Origin of the sequence: Thalassospira sp. CH_XMU1448-2, from assembly GCF_037027285.1 — a bacterium.
In the GTDB taxonomy this organism is placed as follows: Bacteria; Pseudomonadota; Alphaproteobacteria; order Rhodospirillales; family Thalassospiraceae; genus Thalassospira; species Thalassospira profundimaris_C.
Map to the genome: position 1 here is coordinate 696,886 of NZ_JAYMEA010000001.1, position 22,236 is coordinate 719,121.

19 protein-coding genes are annotated in these 22,236 nt (G+C 56.1%); 13 read left to right on the forward strand and 6 right to left on the reverse strand.

Annotation, left to right across the window (positions count from 1 at the left end; genetic code table 11):
- Positions 1-7 precede the first annotated feature (7 nt).
- Both WA318_RS03235 and WA318_RS03240 read right to left on the reverse strand, forming a co-directional pair.
- Complete coding sequence (locus WA318_RS03235; protein WP_336079971.1) at positions 8-952, reverse strand: DMT family transporter; 945 nt, start codon at positions 950-952, stop codon at positions 8-10.
- The gene (locus tag WA318_RS03240) at positions 945-1,943 is read right to left on the reverse strand and encodes a DMT family transporter (RefSeq protein ID WP_336079972.1); all 999 of its coding nucleotides are present in this window, start codon (positions 1,941-1,943) and stop codon (positions 945-947) included. The genes WA318_RS03235 and WA318_RS03240 overlap by 8 nt, the downstream gene beginning before the upstream one ends.
- Positions 1,944-2,110: 167 nt before the next feature.
- Between WA318_RS03240 and WA318_RS03245 the strand changes: the two genes are divergently transcribed.
- The 5 genes from WA318_RS03245 (at position 2,111) to WA318_RS03265 (ending at position 7,174) form a co-directional block, all read left to right on the forward strand.
- Complete coding sequence (locus WA318_RS03245) at positions 2,111-2,572, forward strand: Lrp/AsnC family transcriptional regulator (protein WP_114096631.1); 462 nt, start codon at positions 2,111-2,113, stop codon at positions 2,570-2,572.
- A gap of 145 nt (positions 2,573-2,717) precedes the next feature.
- On the forward strand, positions 2,718-4,868 hold the full coding sequence (locus WA318_RS03250) for a potassium/proton antiporter (RefSeq protein ID WP_336079973.1): 2,151 nt from the start codon (positions 2,718-2,720) through the stop codon (positions 4,866-4,868).
- A gap of 126 nt (positions 4,869-4,994) precedes the next feature.
- A complete protein-coding gene (locus WA318_RS03255; RefSeq protein ID WP_336079974.1) occupies positions 4,995-5,954 on the forward strand; it encodes a DMT family transporter in 960 nt (319 codons plus the stop codon).
- Positions 5,955-5,987: 33 nt separating this feature from the next.
- Positions 5,988-6,485, forward strand: coding sequence for a DinB family protein (locus WA318_RS03260; RefSeq protein WP_336079975.1), 498 nt, complete (start codon positions 5,988-5,990; stop codon positions 6,483-6,485).
- The gene (locus WA318_RS03265) at positions 6,485-7,174 is read left to right on the forward strand and encodes a LysE family translocator (protein ID WP_336079976.1); all 690 of its coding nucleotides are present in this window, start codon (positions 6,485-6,487) and stop codon (positions 7,172-7,174) included. Before WA318_RS03260 ends, WA318_RS03265 begins: the two co-directional genes overlap by 1 nt.
- Before the next feature lie 118 nt (positions 7,175-7,292).
- On the opposite strand, the gene WA318_RS03270 is transcribed toward WA318_RS03265, so the two are convergent.
- From WA318_RS03270 to WA318_RS03280, 3 genes are all read right to left on the reverse strand, one after another.
- On the reverse strand, positions 7,293-8,510 hold the full coding sequence (locus WA318_RS03270; protein WP_336079977.1) for a cation:proton antiporter: 1,218 nt from the start codon (positions 8,508-8,510) through the stop codon (positions 7,293-7,295).
- Between the two features lie 112 nt (positions 8,511-8,622).
- The gene (hisN, locus tag WA318_RS03275; RefSeq protein WP_336079978.1) at positions 8,623-9,405 is read right to left on the reverse strand and encodes a histidinol-phosphatase; all 783 of its coding nucleotides are present in this window, start codon (positions 9,403-9,405) and stop codon (positions 8,623-8,625) included.
- Positions 9,406-9,592: 187 nt separating this feature from the next.
- On the reverse strand, positions 9,593-10,216 hold the full coding sequence (locus WA318_RS03280) for a c-type cytochrome (RefSeq protein ID WP_114096636.1): 624 nt from the start codon (positions 10,214-10,216) through the stop codon (positions 9,593-9,595).
- 361 nt (positions 10,217-10,577) lie between these two features.
- On the opposite strand from WA318_RS03280, the gene WA318_RS03285 reads away from it, so the two are divergent.
- Both WA318_RS03285 and WA318_RS03290 read left to right on the forward strand, forming a co-directional pair.
- Positions 10,578-11,324 carry a 3-deoxy-manno-octulosonate cytidylyltransferase gene (locus WA318_RS03285; protein ID WP_114096637.1) on the forward strand — a complete coding sequence of 249 codons (747 nt, stop codon included), beginning with the start codon at positions 10,578-10,580 and terminating at the stop codon, positions 11,322-11,324.
- Between the two features lie 102 nt (positions 11,325-11,426).
- The gene (locus WA318_RS03290; protein WP_114096638.1) at positions 11,427-12,287 is read left to right on the forward strand and encodes a prephenate dehydratase; all 861 of its coding nucleotides are present in this window, start codon (positions 11,427-11,429) and stop codon (positions 12,285-12,287) included.
- A gap of 105 nt (positions 12,288-12,392) precedes the next feature.
- Here the strand turns inward: WA318_RS03290 and WA318_RS03295 are convergent, their stop codons facing one another.
- Positions 12,393-14,063: a methyl-accepting chemotaxis protein gene (locus WA318_RS03295; RefSeq protein ID WP_336079979.1), complete on the reverse strand. Its 1,671-nt coding sequence runs from the start codon at positions 14,061-14,063 to the stop codon at positions 12,393-12,395.
- Positions 14,064-14,452: 389 nt separating this feature from the next.
- Here WA318_RS03295 and WA318_RS03300 point away from each other — a divergent pair, with 389 nt between their 5' ends.
- From WA318_RS03300 to WA318_RS03325, 6 genes are all read left to right on the forward strand, one after another.
- Positions 14,453-16,282 carry a DEAD/DEAH box helicase gene (locus WA318_RS03300; RefSeq protein ID WP_336079980.1) on the forward strand — a complete coding sequence of 610 codons (1,830 nt, stop codon included), beginning with the start codon at positions 14,453-14,455 and terminating at the stop codon, positions 16,280-16,282.
- Between the two features lie 223 nt (positions 16,283-16,505).
- Positions 16,506-17,336, forward strand: coding sequence for a substrate-binding periplasmic protein (locus WA318_RS03305; RefSeq protein ID WP_336079981.1), 831 nt, complete (start codon positions 16,506-16,508; stop codon positions 17,334-17,336).
- Between the two features lie 810 nt (positions 17,337-18,146).
- On the forward strand, positions 18,147-18,611 hold the full coding sequence (locus WA318_RS03310; protein ID WP_336079982.1) for a PaaI family thioesterase: 465 nt from the start codon (positions 18,147-18,149) through the stop codon (positions 18,609-18,611).
- A gap of 59 nt (positions 18,612-18,670) precedes the next feature.
- Positions 18,671-19,843 carry an isovaleryl-CoA dehydrogenase gene (locus WA318_RS03315; protein WP_114096643.1) on the forward strand — a complete coding sequence of 391 codons (1,173 nt, stop codon included), beginning with the start codon at positions 18,671-18,673 and terminating at the stop codon, positions 19,841-19,843.
- Positions 19,844-19,911: 68 nt separating this feature from the next.
- Positions 19,912-21,099 carry an acetyl-CoA C-acyltransferase gene (locus WA318_RS03320; RefSeq protein ID WP_336079983.1) on the forward strand — a complete coding sequence of 396 codons (1,188 nt, stop codon included), beginning with the start codon at positions 19,912-19,914 and terminating at the stop codon, positions 21,097-21,099.
- A gap of 159 nt (positions 21,100-21,258) precedes the next feature.
- On the forward strand, positions 21,259-22,233 hold the full coding sequence (locus tag WA318_RS03325; RefSeq protein ID WP_114096645.1) for a sodium-dependent bicarbonate transport family permease: 975 nt from the start codon (positions 21,259-21,261) through the stop codon (positions 22,231-22,233).
- Positions 22,234-22,236: the final 3 nt, after the last annotated feature.

The window sequence follows — 22,236 nt, forward strand, 5'->3', positions numbered from 1 at the left end:
TGAGCGCCTAGTTGCGCGACGGCGGCGGGTCAAGATCACTGGCCGCAGAAGACGGGCCGCGTTTGATCCGGTTGGCTTCACGATTAAGCTTGGCTTCGCGGCGCGCAATGAACAGGGCCGATCCGATAATCAGTCCCGCACCGGGCAAAAGCCAGATTTCAGGCACTTCGCCAAACATCACAAGCGCGATGACCAGAACAAAGGGCAGGCGCAAATAATTGAACCCGATGACAAAGCCGTAATCGTAAACCCGGAATGCATTGGTGTTACAGATCTGGGTGATATTGGCCATGAACGCACCTGCCGCCATCAGGCCGATAGCCGTCCAGCTTGGCGTTTCCCAGACAAGCAGGGCCGGGATCAATGTCATCGGTGTGGTCAGGGCCATCATGTAAAGGATGATGGTGGTCGGGTTTTCCGTGCGCGAAAGCGACTTGATCGTAAGCCCGGCACTGGCCATGCAGATGGCAGCGGCAATTGGCAACAGGCTGGCAAGCTGCATGGTCTCGCTGCCCGGGCGGATAATGATCAATACCCCGCAAAAACCGGCCAACAGGGCGGCCACCCGATATTTGCGGACTTTCTCGCCCAGAAAGATCGCGGCAAGGACAGTCCCGAACAGCGGCACGGTAAAGTTCAGTGTTGTGGCCTCGGCCAGCGGCATGATGGCGATTGCCGAAAACCAGAAGCTCATCGCCCCCATCGACAAAACTGCACGGAGCACAAACATCGGCAGACGCTTGGTCTTGAGCGGCGCGATACCGCTACGCAATGCCAGCGGCGCAATCAGGATCAGGCCGAAAAGATTTCGAAAAAACACCGCCTGAAGCGGATCAATATGTTCCGTGGCCAGACGGACAAACACCGAAAAGATTGCTGCACTGATTGATGCCATCAACCCGAAGACAGTGGCCTGCAAATAGGGGGGAAGGGCGTTGAACCGATCACGCATCGGGTTTTTCCCCCGTTTGCGATGTGGCTGGATCGGCGAGATCAATCTTGGTTGCGGGGATGGCTTGCGGGTCGGCGGGCGCTGTGGTCGGCAGTCGCGTTGCTGTTTTTGCCCGCTTGGCCAGAACCGCCTCGCGCCGCGCGATATAAAGTGCCGATCCAATGATCAATGCTGCCCCGGCCCAGGTCCAGAAATCGACCACCTCGCCAAACATCACAAAGGCCATGGCCGCAACAAAGGGCAGGCGCAGGAAGTCGAAAATCATCACATAGGACTGATCGGCGGTGCGATAGGCGCGCACCAGTAACTGCTGGCCTGCGGTGCCCGCTATCGCAATCAGAAGCATGACGAATAACTGCCACAGGTTGGGCGTTTCCCAGAAATAGATCGCTGGCGGCAACGACAGTGGCGTCATGACCAGCCCCATCCACGTGACAATGGCATTGGCACTGTCGGTTCGAGACAGCATTTTGACCGTCGTCATTGCTGCTGCCATGAACAGCGTTGCCAGCAATGCCAGAATCGCGCCGGTTTCAAAATCCTGTCCAAAGGGCCGGATGATGATCATTGCCCCGACAAAGCCGATGGCAACAGCACTCCAGCGGCGCGCACGAACGGTTTCGCGCACAATGATCGCGGCCAGCACCGTGGTCAGGATCGGCAAGGTAAAGTTGATGGCAATCACTTGGGCTGCGGGCGTGATGGCAAGTGCTGTAAACAGGCAGGACATGGCCCCAAAACCAAGCGCCCCGCGCAGGAAATGTAGTTTGAACCGTTCGGTTCTCAATCCGCCCGGACCGTTGCTAAACAGCCAGGGCAACATCGGGATCAGGCCGAAAAAGTTGCGGAAAAATGCGGCCTCGAAAGGATGAACATCACGGGTGACATATCGAATAAGCACCGCCATGGCCGCAAAACAGAGTGCGGCAGAAATCATCAACAGGGCGCCCGTTAAGGCGGCATTGTCTGAGGTGGCGCGTGAAAAAACCATTATCCTCAACGAATAAGCGCGATTTTAGAAAAAATCCAGTCTGCGGGCTGCGATTTGTCATACTATTTGTGCATGGCAGACCTTGCAGATTTGGCGAACAGTTCGCGCAAGACGGGTTTTCGTGTAAGCTCAAGGCCGTCGACAATAATCCATCAGGGGGAAATTACATGGATGCCATTGATCGCAAATTGATCGACATCCTGCAGGAAGATGCATCGCTATCCTATTCGGTACTGGGAACGAAGGTCGGATTGTCGGTTTCTGCGGTGAATGATCGTGTGCGCAAACTGCGCGAACAGGGGATTATCCAGGCCTACAAGATTGCGGTTGATACGAACGCCATTGGCCGTTCGCTGACCGCGATGGTCTGGCTCAGGACCGATCCGGCCAAGGGAAACAAGAAACTGGTCAAATCCCTCATCAAGGCTGACGAGGTACTTGAATGCCATCATATGACCGGGCGGTTTGATTTTCTGGTCAAGCTTCGCCTGCGTGACACGGCACATCTCGAAAGTTTTGTTTCTGACACGATCAAGGAAATGCCCGGCGTTGTCGAAGTTTTGCCGGAAATTGCCCTGTCTACGGCAAAAGAAACAATGTTTGTTCCGGCGCAACTGGAAACAGACTGATCACATGGCGGGAAATTGATTTATTTTGCGAAAAAACCGCTTATGGGGTTACGCAGTCATAATTTCCTAAATATCTGATGCGATGATTGTTTTGTGAGTAGCCAGCCGAACCCAGTCCCAGACACCTGATCAAGGAGCCCCCAACATGATTGAATCGATGAATCTGGTAATCCTGATTGCATCGATTCTGGTTGTGGTCGCAGTCTTTACCAGCCTTGTCAGTTTCCGGGTCGGTGCGCCTTTGCTGTTGGTGTTCCTGTTTGTCGGTCTTGGTGCGGGCGAAGACGGCATTGGCGGCATCATGTTTGACAATGCGCCATTGGCCTATTTTATCGGTTCGATTGCGCTGGCCCTGATCCTTTTTGACAGCGGTTTTGAAACCCAGCTCAGAACGTTAAAAGTAGCCGCCTGGCCATCACTGGTGCTGGCCACCTTCGGGGTGATGATTACCACGGGCGTGATCGGGGCGGTAACCTGGCTGGTGCTTGATGTGCCATGGTTGGTGGCCCTTCTGTTTGGCGCGATTGTCAGTTCGACGGATGCGGCAGCGGTGTTTTTCCTGCTTCGGGTCGGGGGCATCAATCTGCGTGATCGCACGCGCAGCACGCTCGAAGTTGAGTCGGGCTCGAACGACCCGATGGCAGTCTTTCTGACCATTTCACTGGTCGAGCTGATCATTCTTGGCGGGGGCGAAAATATTGCCCTTGAACTGCTGCAACGTTTTGTTCTTCAGATCGGCCTTGGCGCAGTGTTTGGTCTGGCTGGTGGATATGCACTGGTTCAGATGATCAACCGCATCAAGCTTGAACCGGGACTGGTGCCGATCATTACCATGGCCTGTGCGCTAAGCCTGTTTGGCGCGACCAGTATTCTGGGCGGCAGCGGCTTTTTGGCGGTTTATGTCGCCGGTCTGTTTGCCGGAAACAGCAAGATGCATATGAGCGTCGGCGTCCGGCGTTTTCAGCATGTCACCACATGGCTTGCCCAGATCGCGATGTTTGTCACGCTCGGCCTTTTGGCAACCCCGTCCGAATTTGGCGCGGTGATCATTCCCGGTGTGGTTCTGGCCCTTGTTCTTGTCTTTATTGCGCGGCCTGTGGCGGTGTGGCTGTGCCTGATGTTTTTCAATTTCTCGCGCAATGACACGGCGTTTATTTCGTGGGTCGGTTTGCGTGGGGCGGTCTCGATCCTGCTTGCGATTGTGCCGATGGTCGAAGGGGTGCCCGAAGGGCAGCTTTTATTCAACACCGCCTTCATTGTCGTGATCACATCGCTTTTGTTGCAGGGCTGGACAATCCGGTCCGTTGCCAAGTGGCTTGGCATCATCGTGCCGCCGCGCCACGGGCCGGTGGATCGTATCGATCTTGAATTGCCGGGCAATGCCAATCAGGAAATCGTTGTGTATCGCGTGCATGAAGCCAGTGCGGTTGCCACCGGCCATCGCATTCCGCGCTGGGCACGGCCCAGTCTGATCTTGCGTGACGGGGCGTCGCTGCGCCCGCACAGTGCGGGCCCTGTTCAGGCCGGTGATCAGGTCTATATCATCACCCCGCCCCGTCATGTCGAACTGCTCGATCAGCTGTTTGCCGGTCCGGCCGAAGGGGCCAATGACGTCGAGCTGTTCGGGGATTTCAGCTTCCCGCCCGATACCCATATTTTCGATATCGGTCGCCTTTACGGTTTTGCGGTGGATGAAGACGATGCCGGACTGACCGTGGCCGATATCCTGAAACGTGATCTTGCCGGGGATGTCGAACTGGGCGATCGCGTTGCCTATGGCACGGTCGAGCTGATCGTACGCCGGACTGATGACGAACATGGCGTGATCGAGGTCGGCCTTGCGGTCGAGCAGCAAAAAGCCAAACCCAAACGCCGTATTCCGATTTTCCAGTCGCGTTCGGAACTTCTTGAAATCTGGAAGGACTGGCAGAAGCGCAAGCGCGCGGAAAAGAACCTAGCACTGCGCGGTGAAAGCGCCGTCAAATCCCTGAGCCATGACGACAATTCCGATCCGGCGGAACCAGACCCCGCGGCCCATGGCGAAGATGATGCCCAACAACGCGCTCCGTCTGTCAGCGACAAGGCCGCTCCTGACGACCTAGCCGAAACCGGAAAAGCCGCTGATACCGCAGATGCCGTCGAAACTACGCAAGCTGCTGAAAAAACCGAAGCAGCCGAAATTGCGGAACCTGCTGAAACTACCGAAACTGCCAAAACCGGCGAAGCCCGAAAAACCCGAAAATCCGGCAAAAAGACCGAACCGGACAATCCGAAAGACAAGGTCACCAAAACCTGACGCCCCATGCATTAATTTGGGTGAGTTTGGATTAGCTCACCTAATGCATGGATCAAAAAAGCTGGTTTGGTGCGGATTGAAATATGGCCTAAATTGCCGCTTCAATTCTTTTGGAGCACCATGGCCATGTTCGGTCTTTATGCGGCAGTCGTCTTGATCTGGGGTTCGACCTGGATTGCCATTCAGTATCAGCTTTCTGTTGCGCCCGAAGTTGCAGTGGCCCTGCGCTTTGCGCTGGCGACACTGATCTTGATGGCATGGTGTCTGGTCCGTCGTCTGCCGATGCGCTTTTCCCTGCGTGACCATTTCTTCATGGCTGTTCTGGGCGTTTGCCTGTTTTCACTAAACTATGTTCTGATCTATGTCGCCAGCGTGCATTTGACATCAGGTCTGCTAGCCGTGGTGTTTTCGACCATTGTCATCATGAACATGATCAATGGCGTGATCTTTTTCCGTCGCCGTCCCGAAACCCGCACCCTGATCGGGGCGATGATCGGGCTTTCGGGGATTGCGCTGGTCTTTGCCGATGATCTTGCCGCCTTTGATCTGGCAAGTGGCGGCAGCATCGGCCTTCTGGTGTCGCTGGTCGGGGCCTACATCGCGTCCCTTGGCAATATGGCGTCCGCACGCAACCATGCGCGCGGTGTGCCAGTTATGCAGGCCAATGCCTTCGGGATGCTTTATGGCTCGATCCTGCTCTTTGCCTATATCGGGCTTGCCGGTATTCCGGTCACCTTTGACACCAGCCCAAGCTTCATTGCCGCACTGGTCTATCTGGCGCTGTTTGGTTCTGTTCTGGCCTTTGGTTTCTATCTTACACTTCTGGGCCGGATTGGTCCGGACCGGGCGGCTTACAGTTCGGTGATGTTCCCGGTTGTCGCCTTGTTGCTCTCGACCTGGTTTGAGGATTTCCACTGGACGTCGCATATCATCTGGGGTGTTGGCCTGACACTGGTCGGCAATGTGGTTATTCTGACCAAACGTGTTCCAAAACCGGCAGCCACCGTTCTTGAACAGGTTGCCGCCGCCCCGGCGACCAAACCGGCGATCAACCCGACCACCAATCCTGGCAGTGTGAAGCCCTGAGCGCGTCATATGCGCCCGCAAGCGGAGATCAGAATGAACAGTGTCGCCTATTTTCAGCGACTGGCCAGCTATAACGCCTGGGCCAACCGGCATGTTTATGAGGCCTGTGCAGCCCTGCCTGCATCCGAACTTGATGCGCCGCGCCGGGCGTTCTTTCCATCGATCATGCGCACGTTAAACCACATTCTGGTCGGTGATCGTTTGTGGTTGTCACGTCTGGTTGGCGATCCGGTTGCCATGCCGCTTGATACCATCCTGTTTGGCGATTTCGATGAATTGCACGAAGCGCGCATCACACAGGATCAGGCAATCCTTGATTTCACCGATGGTCTGACTGCGGATATCATCGCATCCGATCTGACCTATCAGTCCGTTTTGGCCGGGGCCTATACCATGCCGCGCGATCTGATTCTGGGGCATATGTTCAACCATCAGACCCACCATCGCGGACAGGTTTCAAACATGGTGCTTGAAGCCGGTGGCAAGGTGCTTGAGATCGATCTGGTCTATTACGCCCGCGAGCAGCTTTGATGACCGATCTCCTGGTGCAATATACGCCGTTTCTGATTGCGGCCTTTTTGCTCAATATTTCGCCGGGGCCTGATATGGCCTATATCGTCGGGCAAACGGCCGTGCATGGGCGCAAGATCGGGCTGTTTTCGACCTTTGGTGTGGTATCGGGGGCCTTTGTCCATGTGCTGGCTGCTGCCCTTGGCCTGTCGGCGATCCTTGCAACTTCGGCCCTTGCCTTTGCCATCGTCAAATGGGTGGGGGTGGCCTATCTGGTGTGGCTGGGCATCGGGGCGCTGCGCGCAAGCTTTGCCCGCAAGTCATCGGGCGGCGGGGATGGCGAAACGCCCCCCGAAATCACGATTTCCACCAGACCAATGACCGCCTTTCAGGCATGGCGGCAGGGCGTGATGATTGATGTGCTTAATCCCAAGGTCGCGATTTTCTTCATGGCCTTCCTGCCGCAATTTGTCGATCCGGCGCAGGGCGACGGGGCCCTGCAGTTTCTGGTGCTCGGCAGCATGGTCAATCTGATCGGGCTTCTGGTTGAAAGCACCATTGTTCTGATGGTGGCAGCCGCCGCCATGCGGATAAAGGCACGCAAAGGGCGAAAGGCGCAAAAGATGCAGGCGCTTGGCGTCTGGCTGCAACGCGCCTTGGGCACGATGTTCATCGCCCTTGGCGCACGTTTGGCCCTGAGCCAGCAATAGCCAGGCCATCCATCCAGAACCGGCGAAGGGCTTGGGCGTCAAACGCGAATGCGAGAGGTTACAGGCAAGGGGCCCGATTGCTCGCCGCCCCACTTGCCCGCCGCCCCACTTGCCCGGATCAGGATTTGCGCGACAGATAGCGCACAAGCGCATTTGATGCCGGTGCGGCGCTGATGCCATGGGCGACAACGCTGATGCAAATGATCATGGTGCCTGCGGCAAATAGCGGCATGAAATGGGCCGGACTGACCAGTGTCGCCATGATCAGCATATAGATCACGGACGCAATGCCACGCGGCCCGAACCAGCCGATATAGAGCTTTTCGCCAAGGCTATAGGGCGATCCGATCATGCAGATCCACACACAAAGCGGCCGCAGGATGACAAGACTTGCGATTGAAAAGATCAGCATCGTCCAGGTCCAGTTTTCATAGACCGCAGGCACAACAATCATCCCGAAGACAAAGAAGGTCAGCATGGTCAGAAGCTCTGCCTCGGCCTCGCCAAAGCTTTCAATCGTGTCGCGCACCCGGTCACTTGAGATATTAAGCGCAAGCCCCCCGGCAAAGGCCGCGACAAACCCGTTCCCGCCAAGCTGTTCAGCCAGAAGATAGATCAAAAGGGCGGCAAGAACGCCAAGCAGGCGTTCAAACCGGTCAATGATCGTGTCTTTCGTCACGGCCCGGTTGACGATCTTGCCAAGCACAAAGCCACAGGCAATGCCAATGCCCGCCCCGATGGAAATTTCAAGCAAGGCATCCTTGACCCAGCCCTGATGCCCGTTGCTCAAGAGATTGGCTTCAAGCAAAACCGCCGTGGTAAAAACCGGCAGCACCAGCCCGTCATTCAGCCCGCTTTCAATATTGATCCCCTGGCGCACCGCTTCGGGTACATCCGTATTTTCCAGCACCGGACGGCCAAGGGCGGCATCGGTCGGGCTGACAATCAGCGCAAGAATAAGGGCCGGGATCAGACCGATGGTCGGATCAATGCCAACGATAAAGGCCCAGGTCGCAACAATGGTCAGTGGCAACCCGACCAGCAAAAGACGTGTCGCAAGGGTCTGGGCTGCCCGTTCCTTGCGGAAATTCAGCACCGCAGCATCAAGAAACAGAATGATCGCAAGGGTCATCTCGGCGAATGTCGTGGCAAAATGAATGCTGCCACTCAGTGCCGTCATCGGTGCTTCATGCCAGATGCCAAGCGGCAATGCGATGATTGCACCGGACAAAACCATCATCATCGGGGACGAGATATTACGCCGTTGCAAGCGGCGCGAAAAAAGCCCGTAAGCCAGACCCGATCCCAGAAAAAGGATGATCACCCACTCAAACATCGTCCGATCCGACTGGTTGTTGCATCGCGCAAGTGTGCCCGAAAAACCGTGAAATAACAATTACTCCGACGGTTTCCCCTGCTGTCTGGCCGATGTCCGGGGCAGAAGATGATCAGGCCATCGCGGATTTGATGGTGGCAAGAACCTCGGCGTGACAGCGCGCATCGCCACTGGCAACCACGTCACCGGCACTTTCAATCGTAAGCTCCTTGCCCGACCAGTCGGTCATGACACCGCCAGCACCCTCGACAACCGGCACCAGCGCACAAAAATCATAGGCCTGAAGACCGATCTCAACCACCGTATCGGCAAGTCCAAGTGCGGTTAGTCCATAGGCATAGGCATCAACGCCATACATTGCGATCCGGCTTTGTTTCGAAACCGCCTGATAGGCATCAAAAGCCTTGTCGCGGAACAGTTCGGGGGCCGTGGTAAAGAAGGTCGCACTGGCCAGCGTTTCGCATTCACGCGCACTGATTTCCGTTCCGTTCATGGTGCTTGGCTGGCCCATCACACCGACCCAGCGTTCATCGGTAATCGCCTGATCAATAATGCCCATGACCGGCTTGCCATTGTGGCAAAGCGCAATCAGGGTCGCAAAGCTCGGCTTGCCGGAAATAAACGACTTGGTGCCGTCAATCGGATCAAGCACCCAGACATATTCGGCATCGACATTCTCGCGCCCATGTTCCTCGCCCAAAATGCCATGATCGGGCAATTCCGCATTCAGGATATCGCGCATGGTCCGTTCGACTTCGCGATCGGCAATCGTCACCGGGCTGTCATCTGCTTTCACATCAACCGCAACCGGGGTGCGATAATATTTGCGCACAACCGGGCGGGCAGCATCTGCCAGTTTGTGGGCGATTTCCAGAAAGCGGTCGAGATTTTCCATCAAAGCGCAGTCCTGTGTGAGTTTGGCCTGAGAATGCGCGCCATCAACTGGCCCGCCATAAAGGGATGCTGTTGCTCATGGCCTGCAACGGGCCATAAAAAGCAAACAGGGGACAGTTACCTGTCCCCTGTGAAAAATCAATCTCTGATCAGATAAATCTGTCAGTTTCAAACTTTTTACCGTGCCGTTACTGCGCGGTGGCTTCGCCTTCAGCAGGCGCAGCTGCTTCCTCTGCAGCACCCTGTTCAGCAGCAGCTGCCGGATCAGGGAATGGCAGAGGGCTGTCAGACTTGCTGTTCAGCCAGGCAATGACCGCAGCACGATCCGATGCCTTTTTCAGGCCGCCAAAGCTCATTTTGGTGCCGTCAATGTAATCGCGCGGCTTGTAAAGGAACTCGTTCAGCTCTTCAAAGCCCCAGGAACCGCCATGGTTCGCCATGCTATCCGAATAGGCGAAGTCGCCTTTATGCGCAAAGGCCGCACCGACAATTCCATAAAGATTCGGGCCGGTTTTATTCGGGCCGTCTTTTTCGACATCGTGGCAGGATGCGCATTTCTTGAAGACTTTCTCGCCTTCGGCAAGATCAGCCGATGCCAACATGGCAAGAATTGGCTCCGGTCCGGCCGGCTCGGCCGATGCTGCTGCGGCATTGGGACTCGCACCCGCCATCAGATCCTCGGAGAAGGGATAAACCGGTGCTTCCAGTTCATCAGGATGAACCAGCGCGCCCCCAATTTTGCCGACAACTATTACCAGAAGTACGGCACAGATGACTCCGGCGACGATCTTGTTGATTTCCATCGTGTTCATGACGGGACCCCGTTACAGCCTAATCACTCTCAGGTTTCTAATTATAATCTTGGTCAGTTCGCCCATGCACTCCCTGACAATCCTCAATTTTGAGAATCACAAACGTCACCGCAGGCAAAACTGGTCGGTGGGAAACTATACGTTTCAGAGATTTGCATCAACCTTTCTTAAACACCAAGGCGAAAACGGATGCTTTAAAACTTTCGTCTAGTGACCTTCGAAAAGCGATTCCGTCTTTCGCCATCCCCCAAAAACCGGCTAATGTCGGGCCGATTCTTAGCCGTGTTTTGCCATCGCGCCGTTACGGCATGCTTTGCGCAAGATCAAACACACGGAAATTATGCCTGACCGGAGCTCCAAAATGTCGACGCCGCGCAATCCTGTTGTTGTAATTCCTGCCCGTATGGCCTCTGTGCGCCTGCCGAACAAACCGCTGGCTGATATTTGCGGTGAACCCATGATCGTTCAGGTCTGGCGTCGCGCAACCGAGGCCGGAATCGGCCCGGTCCTTGTTGCCTGTGCTGAACAGGAAATTGCCGATGCGGTCGAAGCCGCTGGCGGCATCGCGGTTCTGACCGACCCGGATTTGCCAAGCGGTTCGGATCGTGTTCATCAGGCCCTTCAGACCTTCGACCCCGAAGGCAAATATGATGCGGTCGTCAATGTGCAGGGCGATCTGCCGACCATTGATGCGGCGGATATTCGTGCCGTGTTCGAACCGCTCAATGATCCGGCGGTCGATATTGCAACGCTGGCTGCTGAAATCACCCGCGATGTAGAACGTACCAATCCCAATGTGGTCAAGGCGGTCGCGGCCTTTGGCAACGGCCGTGTGGCGCGCGCGCTTTATTTCACGCGCGCAACCGCACCCTATGGCGATGGTCCGCTTTATCATCACATCGGTCTTTATACCTATCGCCGTGCGGCCCTTGACCGTTTCGTATCCCTGCCGCCCGCCGAACTTGAAAGCCGCGAAAAGCTTGAACAGCTGCGCGCCCTTGAAAACGGCATGGTGATTGCGGTGGCGCTGGTCGATGGTGTGCCGCTGGGTGTTGATACCCCCGAAGACCTTGAACGTGCCCGGCAGGTTCTGGGTGGCAAGGCCTAAACATTGAATTGAGTTTGGGCCCCAATTGGGGTTTTCTATCAGGCCGTCGTCTGTTGAGGGCGGCCAAAACAAGTCTTTAATATCACTTCAGGAAACAGCCAGATGACTGCGCAACAAAGGATCGCTTTTCAGGGAATGCACGGTGCCTATTCAGATCAGGCAGCCCGTCGTGCCTTTCCGGGTGCAACGACAGTACCCTACAGGACCTTTGAAGGCGCCTTTAGCGCATTGGAAGAAGGCGACGTCGAACTGGCGGTGATTCCGATTGATAACACCCTTGCCGGACGCGTGGCCGATGTTCACCACATCCTGCCGGAATCGGGTGTGCATATCATCGGTGAAACCTTCCTGCGCATTAACCATGCGCTGGTCGCAGTACCCGGTGCGAAGATCGAAGACATCAAGGAAATCCACAGCCACGTTCACGCCCTTGGTCAATGCCGCAAGCTGCGCAAGGAGCTGGGTGTCAATGCGGTGGTCGGCCCTGATACGGCCGGTTGTGCCAAGGAAGTCGCCGATCGCGGCGACAAATCGATTGCCGCCATTGCCCCGGTTCTGGCTGCTGAAATTTACGGCCTTGATGTTCTGCGCACCGAGGTCGAAGACGCCGCCCATAACACGACGCGCTTTATCATTCTGGCCCGCGAACCGCTTGAACTCCCCAATGACGGCTCGCCGGTCGTGACAAGCTTTGTCTTCCGGGTTCGCAACGTTGCCGCCGCCCTTTACAAGGCATTGGGCGGTTTTGCCACCAATGGCATCAACATGACCAAGCTTGAAAGCTATATGGTCGAAGGCCATTTCACCGCGACCCAGTTCTTTGCCGAGGTCGAAGCCCATCCCGAACAGCTTGGTCTGCGCCATGCACTCGAAGAACTGCAATTCTTCTCGCATGAAGTCCGTATTCTCGGTGTTTATCCGGCCCACCCGTTCCGCAAGGAAAATGACCTTCCGGCGGAATGATCATCGGGCGTGCCCGGGATTCCGGACAATATCGGACATGAAAAGGGCCGGACGAAAAATCGTCCGGCCCTTCTTCTACGACAAGTCTTTTGATGCCGGGCGGAATCAATCCCCGGCCTGTTTCAGAAGATCGCCAGAAAACCGCTTGATGATCTGGGTCAGTTCGGCAGAACGGCTGGAAAGTTCTGCCGATGCCGATTTCAGTTCCTCGGCATCATCGGTCGTGCTTTGCGCGTTCTTCATGGTTTCATCGACGCTATAGGAAATCTGTTTGACGCCATCCGCACTGCGGTTTGCATTACCCGAGATTTCCTGTGTTGCCGCCCCCTGTTCCTCGATGGCGGCTGCAATGGCGGTCGAGGCCGTGCGGACCTGTTCGATGGTCTCAGATACCCGCGAAATGCCGGTTACCGCACGTTCGGTGCCATCGACGATGTCATTGATCTGGGCTGCGATCTCGTCGGTTGCCTTGGCGGTCTGGGTGGCAAGGTTTTTGACCTCGTTTGCAACCACGGCGAAGCCTTTGCCGGCTTCACCTGCACGCGCAGCCTCGATGGTGGCGTTGAGCGCCAGAAGGTTGGTCTGACCGGCAATATCGTTGATCAGGCCGATGATTTCCTTGATTTTTTCAACCGTCTCGGACAGGCCTGCAACATCGTTCGATGCGCTCTGGCTTTCATCGGTTGCCCGTTCGACCGTGTGCGACATCTGGGAAATCTGAACGTTGATTTCCGTGATCGAGGATGAAAGTTCCTCGGTCGCGGCAGCAACGGCATCGACATTCTGCGATACGTTTGCGGCCGCAGATGCCACCTGCTGGCTTTGTCCCAGAATGCCGTCAGCATTGTGCGCCATGCTGATCGCCAGTTCATTGCTGCGCTGAACCGAATGGTCAACAGCACCGGCAATCCCGCCGACTTCGCTTTCAAGTTTCTGGGCAATCTCGCGGATATTGCTGCGCCGTTCCTGTTCGGCGCGGTCTTTCTGGATCGCAGCATCCGCCTCAAGCTGCTGGGCCTGTGCGGATTTGTCACGCAATGCCAGAACACCGGCTGCCATGTCACCGATCTCGACAAACCGGGACTCGGTTTCGACCGGGGCCTTGTAATCGCCTTCGGCAATGGTGCGGATGGCGCTGTTCAGTCCGACGATGCTTTTGGTGATCCGGGTGCCGACAAACCATGACAGAACACCGGCAATCACGATGGCGATCACTGAAATAATCGCAATACGCTGAATGATGCGCAGGAATTCGGTCTGGACGTCATCCATATAGACACCGGCACCAAGCGCCCAGTTCCAGTCCTTGATCGGGCGGACGTAAGCGGCCTTTTCGATCAGCTTGTCGCCTTCACCGGGTTTCTTGGTTTCATAGGTGATAATGCCGCCGCCTGCCTTGGCAGTATCGACGATCATGTTACGCACCTTGCTGTCGGGATTACATTTTCCGACATCTTCGGGGCTGAGCGGATCAAGCACCATGCAGTGGCTGTAATCAGACGCATAGATATAGTTGGCCCCGTCAAACCGATAGGCGTTCAGGATGGCGAGTGCCGCGGTCTTTGCCTCGTCTTCAGTCATTTCGCCGCTTTTGGCTTTGGCGACATAACTGTTAACGATGGTCACTGCACCTTCTGTCAGATGCGAAATCTGTTCGAACTTGCCGTTTCGAAGGCTGGTTTGATAATTCAGCGCGACTGTCGCGATGATCGCAAGCAGCACAAGAAGACAAATAGTGGGAATGGAAAAAATTCCCGTAACAACCCGGAACCGCATAACTTTCCCCTTACAAGCGATTGTGGCGATTGAATTATTGGCGCTAAAATGTAAACGAAACCGTAAGTCGGGCGTGACGTTTTTGTGATCTGCTTTTTTTACTGCGCGTTTTTGCATGGCTGCCCGGCGCGGGCTTTGATTGACTTCTGATCCAGACACCTGTATCACCCGGCTCATTCCTTCGCTTGCAAAGACAGAATCAGCTGTCAGGAACTGTATGAAAAAGGCGAGGGCGGTTACGACGTGATGACGTCGTGGCCTCACATCATTTGCCTCTCATGCAGGTCCGACGCAGTGGCTGCTTTGCCATGCACCGGTCTCGACTGCGTTTGAGCAGGCACCATAGGCGTGAACATGGCGCCGACCGGATAAACGAAGGGCTATCCTTTATGACGAATTTTGAAGGGCTCAAACTCATCGAGCCCCTGCTGCGCAATGTTGAAGCTGCCGGTTTCTCCGCGCCGACCGAAATCCAGGCTGCGACGATTCCTGCACTTCTCGAAGGGCATGACCTTATGGGGATCTCCCATACGGGTGGTGGTAAAACTGCCGCATTCTGCCTGCCATTGCTGCAGCGTCTTGCTGAAAATCCGCTGCGCCCGAAACCGGGTCAGCCGCGCGCTGTTATTCTTGCGCCGACCCGCGAACTGGCAACCCAGATCGGTCAGTGCCTGCGTGATTTCAAAAAAGGCATCCGCCTGTTTTCTTCTGTTGTCTATGGTGGTTCGCCGATGGGCCCGCAGATTCAGGAACTGCGCCGTGGCGTTGATATCCTGGTTGCGACCCCGGGTCGTCTTCTTGACCACATGTCGCGCAACACGGTTCGTTTCGACGATGTCGAAGTCTTCATCCTTGATGAAGCCGACCGTATGCTTGACATGGGCTTCTCCGAAGACGTTCTGACCGTGGCTGAACTGCTGCCGAACAAACACCAGACGGTGATGTTCTCGGCAACCATGCCGCCGGAAGTCAAACACCTGACCGACCGTCTTCTCAAGGATCCGGTCAAGGTCGAAACCGCTCCGCAGTCCAGCGTGACCGAGCGCGTGACCCAGGTTGGCATGTTCGTGAAACGTCACGACAAAACCAAACTGCTGGTACAGTTACTCAAGCGTGATGATGCAGAACGTGTTCTGGTCTTCACCAAAACCAAGGCAGATGCCGACGAGCTGTCCTTCCAGCTGCGCGATGAAGACATCGACAGCGATGCCATCCATGGCGACAAGCAGCAGCGCATCCGTCAAAAGATCCTGCGCAACTTCCGTAATGGTCAGTTCCCGGTTCTGATTGCAACCGACGTTGCTGCACGTGGTATTGACGTTCCGGGCATCACCCATGTTGTGAACTATGACTTGCCGCAGGATGCGGAAAGCTATGTTCACCGTATCGGTCGTACCGGTCGTGGCAGCGCCGAAGGTACTGCAATTTCGTTCTGCGAGCCGCGTGACATTCGTCTGCTTCGCAACATCGAACGCCTGATCAAACAGGAAGTCGACATCGACGAAGATCACGAATTCCATGCTGCCCCGCCGCCGCGTTCAAGCGGTGCTGGCGCAGGTGGTCGTGGTGGCCGTGACGGTGGTCGTGGCCGTGGTTTCGGTGGCGGTGGCGGTCGCGGCGGCTTTGGCGGCGGTCGTGATGGCGGCCGTGGTCGCGGTGGCTTTGGCGGTGGTCGTGATGGCGCCCGTGAAGGTGGTCGTGATGCTGGTCGCGGTCGTGGTTTCGGCGGCGGTCGTGACGGTGCCCGTGATGGCGGCTTCCGCGACGGCGGTTTCCGTGGCGAAGGCGAACGTGCAGCACGCGGCTTTGGTGGCCGTGATGGCGCACCGCGTGATGCCGGTCGTGATGCTGGTCGTGACGGTGCCCGTCGTGATTTCGCGGATCGTCCGCGTCGTGATGACCGTGACTTCCGCAATGATCGCAAACCGCGCTTTGACAATGATGATCGTGCGCCGCGCGGTGATCGCGAAGAACGCGGTGGCAATCGTGGTGGCAACTTCCGTCCGCGCGGCGAAGGCCGTGGCGAAGGTGGCAACCGTGAAGAACGTCGTTTTGCTGACAAGCCGCGTGGCGGTGATCGTGGCGGCAACTTCCGTCCGCGTGAAGCCGGTCGTGATGGTGCCGGTGCCCGTGATGGTGCTCGCCGCGATTTTGGTGATCGCCCGCGCCGTTCCGAAGGCCGCGGTGGCAGCCAGGGCATGAAACGCCGTTCGGCGTAATTTTGCCTGCTCTGATGTGGAACCTGCATCGGAATCAGGATTTCAGATTGTGGAAAAGCCGGCTGTTTTCAGTCGGCTTTTTTACTTTTGATTGAGTTTTCGGACCCGACAGATATAGAATTTTGTCAAAGAACCTATCCTTAGTGGGGAAATTTACGTAGCGTATACCCACATATGTATAGTTCGAGTTGCGACAGCCGAGGCAACAAGGAGTTGACCCTGCATGAGAAGGATCCTAGTTATCCTGACCACAGCATTGACCTGGATATCCGGGATTGATGCCGCTTATGCAGATGATCAGGCCGGACACTATGCCTTGAATGCGGATGGCTCGCGCGATTGCACTCGCCTTATTGCGTCGGGCAATCCGGACTATCCGCCCTATCTCTGGAAATCCGGGGATGGCCGCACACTTGATGGTGCTGCCGCAGACTTCCTGAAACGGGTTGGCGAACTCGCAGGCGTGGAGATCGACGTCATTCAGGCCGGAAGCTGGAGCCGGGTACAGCACAATATGCAGGAAGGCACGCTTGATATGCTTGCCGGTGCTTTCCTGACGGCGGCGCGTCTTGAATATATGGACTATTTTTTCCCCGCCTTTCAGGGGACGCGAACCGTCATCTGGACGCTGGACAATCTTGATCTCAACTATCGGCAATGGTCCGATCTTCAGGGACTCGAAGGTCTGACTGTGATCGATAACAGTTTCGGTCAGGAATTTGATGCCTATGCGGTCGAAAATCTCAGCATCACCAAAGTCCCCAGCCTTGAACAGGGGCTCAAGATGCTGACCTATAATCGCGGTGAATATCTGATCTATGAAGAATTCCCCGGCAAGGCATTTGCTGCGCGTCAGCGCATCACCAATATCCGCAGTTACGATACCCCGGTCAGTACCGAGAATCTCTATCTGACCATGTCCCATAAATCCGCCTGCAATACCGGCGCCTTGCGGGGACGCATTAACCGGGCCGTTCTCAAACTGGTTACCGAAGATGCGATGAAAGACATGCTTGAAGCCAGCATCCAGCGCTGGGGCGAGAGCACCAATTAAGCCAGCTTTTCTGTGCTGCTACCGCCCGACCGGACTTTGGTCGGCGGTGCAATTGCGTCTGCAAGACAAGCGCCTTGGTTTGACGGGCAATGTCCGCGCCAGCAGGTTTGTGATACGGGCGACCAGCTGCCAGCCGACAATCCTCAGCCGTCAGTAAGCCGCCACACACCTCCCGCCGTTAGTCGTCGATCATAGGCCGCTCCTGCCTAAAATCCTTCGCGCAGACCATGTCAGCCGTCAGCTGCCAGCGATCCTCTATTATCCGCGTGCCGCAAACATCCGAAGCCTTCCATCTTTCCGCCCGAGCCCCAACCAACCGGCTCCGGCATGCAGGACCCAACGCTCAATACCCATATCCCTTGGTATTCGGTACCCGGCATGGGGCGGGGCGTCGGTCGCTTGGCACTCGGCACGCGCCGCCATGGTAGTACCGGACACTCAGCAACCGGTATTTAACACTCTGTTCTTGGCACTCGATACTCAACAGTCGATACGCAACACTCACCACTCACCACTCACCACTCAGCACTCAGCACCAAGCCTCTGTATCCGACCTTCCGCCACTTGGCACCAGCCACCCGATGCCCGACGTTGGATGCCTGATGCCTGATGCCTGATGCCTGATGCCTGATGTTATGATGCCCGGCTCATTGAACCTGACGCTTGATGCCGGATGACTTCGGCCCCGGATAAATTGGTAGAGCTATGCGGATTTGATTTGACGTTAACGTTAACGTTAACTACAAGAGAGTCGCATCCCTCAGGTGCCCCCCGGAGACGGGTGGATTGCTTTACTGTCAGGACCGCGACATGGCTCAGTTCGAACCGCAAAATCCCGATTTTGATGCCGAAGTGCGCAAGCGCTTTGCCCAGCAGCCCTATAATCTGTCGATCGGGGCACGTGTCACCGATGTCAAACCGGGCCGGGTTGAAGTCGTTGTGCCGTCGCGGGCCGACCTGATCCAGCATAATGGCTATTTTCATGGCGGGCTGATTGCCGGTCTGGCCGATATCGCCGGTGGATTTGCCGGCTGGAGTCTGGTCGAGACCGATCAGGGGATGCTGACCATCGAATACAAGCTCAATATCGTCGCACCCGGTCAGGGTGACCAGTTGCGTGCCGTCGGCGAGGTCGTCTCGCGCGGTCGGTCGATCATTGTTACCCGCATCGATATCTTTGGTATGAGGAATAGCGAACCGGTTCTGTGCGCCACCTCGCTTCAGACGCTCAAGGTCATGAAGCTGCCGCCGGAATTATTGGATAGCGCTGCATAATTCCAAAGATTGATCAATTTTACTTAATAATCAAACCTAGTCAGGGCAGGAACGTCACCATGGCATTTTTCGAATTTCCCGGATTGAAATTTGATCTTGGCGAGACCGCAGATGCGATCCGCGAAACCGTTTCCTCATTTGCCGAGGCCGAAATCGCCCCGCGCGCCGCCGAGATCGATCAAACCAACCAGTTCCCCAATGATTTGTGGCGCAAATTCGGTGATCTGGGTCTTCTGGGCATGACCGTTCCCGAAGAAGATGGCGGTACCGGCCTTGGTTATCTTGAACATGTGATCGCCATGGAAGAAATCAGCCGTGCTTCTGCCTCGGTTGCCCTTTCTTACGGCGCGCATTCCAACCTTTGCGTCAACCAGATCAAGCGCAACGCCACTGCCGAACAAAAGGCCAAATACCTGCCCAAACTGATCAGCGGTGAACATATCGGCGCACTTGCGATGAGCGAGCCGGGGGCTGGTTCGGATGTGGTGTCCATGAAGCTTCGCGCCGAGAAAAAGGGGGATCGTTTCATCCTCAATGGCAACAAGATGTGGATCACCAACGGCCCGGATGCCGACACGCTGGTGGTTTATGCCAAAACCGATCTTGATGCCGGTCCCAAGGGCATTACGGCCTTTATCATTGAAAAGACCTTCAAGGGTTTCTCGACCGCGCAAAAGCTCGACAAGCTGGGCATGCGGGGCTCAAACACCTGCGAACTGGTGTTTGAAGATTGCGAAGTGCCCGAAGAAAATATCCTGGGTCAGCTGCATGGCGGCGTGCGCGTTCTGATGAGCGGCCTTGACTACGAACGTGCAGTTCTGGCTGCTGGCCCGACCGGGATCATGCGGGCCTGCATGGATGTGGTTGTGCCCTATATCCATGAACGCAAACAGTTCGGCAAGGCGATTGGCGAGTTCCAGCTGATGCAGGGCAAGATCGCCGATATGTATACGACCATGAATGCTTGCCGCGCTTATGTCTATGAGGTCGCCAAAGCCTGTGATCGCGGTGAAACATCGCGCAAGGATGCGGCTGGTGTGATCCTTTACGCGGCGGAAAAGGCCACCTGGATGGCGCTTGAAGCCATTCAGACCCTTGGAGGTAATGGCTATATCAACGAATATCCGACGGGCCGGTTGCTGCGTGATGCCAAGCTTTATGAAATCGGCGCCGGTACGAGCGAAATCCGCCGTATGCTGATTGGGCGTGAACTGTTTGGTGAAACCGCGTAATTGCGGTTTTACCCCGGCCTCACATATTCAAGTCAAAGATCCCCCGAAAGACTTCAAGGACCCCCATCATGACCACTTCTGATCCGATTGTTATCGTATCGTGCGCCCGTACCGCCATGGGCGGTTTGCAGGGTGACTTTGCCACTGTGACTGCCGCCGAACTTGGCGGTGTTGCGATTAAAGCAGCGCTTGAGCGCGGCGGTGTTTCGCCTGATGACATTGATGAAGTCATCATGGGGAACGTGCTTCCCGCTGGTCAGGGACAGGCACCGGCGCGTCAGGCCGCATGGAATGCCGGCATTCCGCGGTCGGCCGGTGCAACCACGATCAACAAGATGTGCGGATCAGGCATGAAAGCCGTGATGTTTGCCCATGACACGCTGGTTGCCGGTGGTGCCGACGTCATGGTGGTTGGTGGCATGGAAAGCATGACCAATGCGCCGTTCCTTTTGCCGAAAATGCGGTCCGGTCATAAATATGGTCACGACATGGTTTATGATCACATGGCGCTTGATGGGCTTGAAGATGCCTATGAAAAAGGCCGTTCCATGGGCACCTTTGCCGAGGCAACAGCCGAAAAATACGGCTTTACCCGCGAAGCCCAGGATGATTATGCCATCACCTCGCTGACCCGGGCGCAGAATGCGGCCACTGCCGGTCATTTTGCCGATGAAATCACCCCGGTGACCTTTGCGACCCGCAAGGGCGAAGTGACGATTGATGCCGACGAACAGCCGCCAAAAGCCAAGCCGGAAAAAATCCCGACCCTGCGTCCGGCTTTCGCCAAGGATGGCACGGTCACAGCGGCCCATTCCGCATCGATTTCCGATGGTGCAGCCGCCCTTGTCATGATGCGCGCGTCTGAAGCCGAAAAACGCGGGCTCAAGCCGCTTGCAAAGATTGTTGGTCAGGCGACCCATGCCCAGGAACCGTGCTGGTTCACGACGGCCCCGATTGACTCGATCAGGAAGGTGCTGGCAAAGGCAGGCTGGTCGAAGGACGATGTCGATCTTTGGGAAATCAACGAGGCCTTTGCCGTTGTCGCCATGGCCGCCATGCGTGATCTGGAACTTGATCACTGCAAGGTCAATGTGCATGGCGGTGCCTGTGCGCTGGGTCATCCGATTGGTGCGACCGGTGCGCGTTTGCTGGTCACCCTGATCCATGCCCTTAAAACCCATGGCGGGACCAAAGGGGTTGCGTCACTTTGCATCGGTGGGGGCGAAGCAACCGCTGTGGCGGTTGAGCTTCTTTGAGCAGATGTGAACCAGATCAAACAGAAGATTGAGGATCATAGGCCTTTCGGGTGACATAAAATCGCGATTCTGTTATCGGGATCGCGATTTTATCGCAGGCTCAGCTGCAAGATCGGTTCTGCTTGCGATGCATCGGGTTTTCATACGTAAGGAACAGCCATGCAAGACGTGCTGAGCTTGGCGGCGCAGAACCTTTTGTCGCCCATCGTGCTTTTCTTCGTTCTGGGGGTATTTGCCGCCCTCGCGCGATCCGATCTGACAATCCCCGAAGCCGTTGCCAAGGGGATCTCCCTTTATCTGCTGTTTGCGATCGGCTTTAAGGGCGGTGTCGCGGTATCAAACAACGGTATTGATCTGACACTGGGCATGTCACTGATGGCAGGTGTCATCCTTTCCTTTGTGCTGCCCTTTATTGCCTTTGCCCTGTTGCGATGGATATCGCAACTCAGCCGGACTGATGCGGCAGCAGTTGCCGGGCATTATGGTTCGATCTCGATTGTGACCTTTGTTGCCGCGACCTCCGTTCTTCAAAGTTCCGGGATCGCTGCCGAGGGCTATATGGTTGCGGTTGCCGCGGCAATGGAAGCGCCTGCGATTTTCTCGGCACTGTGGCTTGTATCATCGGGTGGCAAGGGCCGGATGGACGCAACACTGATCCGCGAAATCCTGCTTAACGGCTCCATCGTTCTTCTGGTGGGCAGCTTTGTGATCGGCTGGATCACCGGGGCCGAAGGCATGGCCAAGATCGAAGCCCTGATTGTCTCGCCATTTCAGGGTGTCCTTTGTCTGTTTCTGCTTGATATGGGATTGGTTGCGGGGCGTGGGCTCAAACAGGGGCGGGCGGTCTTGCGCCCGGGGCCGCTGGCGTTCGGAGTTTTGATGCCGGTGATCGGTTCCTGCCTTGGTCTGGCCTTTGCCCTGATGATCGGCCTGTCGCTTGGTGGTGCAGTGCTTATGATGGTGCTGGCGGCGTCGGCCAGCTACATAGCTGTTCCAGCTGCCATGCGTGTCGCCCTGCCCGAAGCCAATCCGTCTGTCTATCTTACGCTGTCGCTTGGCGTCACCTTCCCCTTCAACCTGACGCTTGGCATTCCGCTTTACCTTGCGATGGCCAGCGCTATTCACGGAGGCTGAAAA

Bases quoted from the DNA above. Each gene is read 5' to 3' on its own strand.
- WA318_RS03235 (WP_336079971.1), bottom strand. From the start codon at position 952: ATGCGTGATCGGTTCAACGCCCTTCCCCCCTATTTGCAGGCCACTGTC.
- WA318_RS03240 (WP_336079972.1), bottom strand. From the start codon at position 1,943: ATGGTTTTTTCACGCGCCACCTCAGACAATGCCGCCTTAACGGGCGCC.
- WA318_RS03245 (WP_114096631.1), top strand. From the start codon at position 2,111: ATGGATGCCATTGATCGCAAATTGATCGACATCCTGCAGGAAGATGCA.
- WA318_RS03250 (WP_336079973.1), top strand. From the start codon at position 2,718: ATGATTGAATCGATGAATCTGGTAATCCTGATTGCATCGATTCTGGTT.
- WA318_RS03255 (WP_336079974.1), top strand. From the start codon at position 4,995: ATGTTCGGTCTTTATGCGGCAGTCGTCTTGATCTGGGGTTCGACCTGG.
- WA318_RS03260 (WP_336079975.1), top strand. From the start codon at position 5,988: ATGAACAGTGTCGCCTATTTTCAGCGACTGGCCAGCTATAACGCCTGG.
- WA318_RS03265 (WP_336079976.1), top strand. From the start codon at position 6,485: ATGACCGATCTCCTGGTGCAATATACGCCGTTTCTGATTGCGGCCTTT.
- WA318_RS03270 (WP_336079977.1), bottom strand. From the start codon at position 8,510: ATGTTTGAGTGGGTGATCATCCTTTTTCTGGGATCGGGTCTGGCTTAC.
- hisN (WP_336079978.1), bottom strand. From the start codon at position 9,405: ATGGAAAATCTCGACCGCTTTCTGGAAATCGCCCACAAACTGGCAGAT.
- WA318_RS03280 (WP_114096636.1), bottom strand. From the start codon at position 10,216: ATGAACACGATGGAAATCAACAAGATCGTCGCCGGAGTCATCTGTGCC.
- WA318_RS03285 (WP_114096637.1), top strand. From the start codon at position 10,578: ATGTCGACGCCGCGCAATCCTGTTGTTGTAATTCCTGCCCGTATGGCC.
- WA318_RS03290 (WP_114096638.1), top strand. From the start codon at position 11,427: ATGACTGCGCAACAAAGGATCGCTTTTCAGGGAATGCACGGTGCCTAT.
- WA318_RS03295 (WP_336079979.1), bottom strand. From the start codon at position 14,063: ATGCGGTTCCGGGTTGTTACGGGAATTTTTTCCATTCCCACTATTTGT.
- WA318_RS03300 (WP_336079980.1), top strand. From the start codon at position 14,453: ATGACGAATTTTGAAGGGCTCAAACTCATCGAGCCCCTGCTGCGCAAT.
- WA318_RS03305 (WP_336079981.1), top strand. From the start codon at position 16,506: ATGAGAAGGATCCTAGTTATCCTGACCACAGCATTGACCTGGATATCC.
- WA318_RS03310 (WP_336079982.1), top strand. From the start codon at position 18,147: ATGGCTCAGTTCGAACCGCAAAATCCCGATTTTGATGCCGAAGTGCGC.
- WA318_RS03315 (WP_114096643.1), top strand. From the start codon at position 18,671: ATGGCATTTTTCGAATTTCCCGGATTGAAATTTGATCTTGGCGAGACC.
- WA318_RS03320 (WP_336079983.1), top strand. From the start codon at position 19,912: ATGACCACTTCTGATCCGATTGTTATCGTATCGTGCGCCCGTACCGCC.
- WA318_RS03325 (WP_114096645.1), top strand. From the start codon at position 21,259: ATGCAAGACGTGCTGAGCTTGGCGGCGCAGAACCTTTTGTCGCCCATC.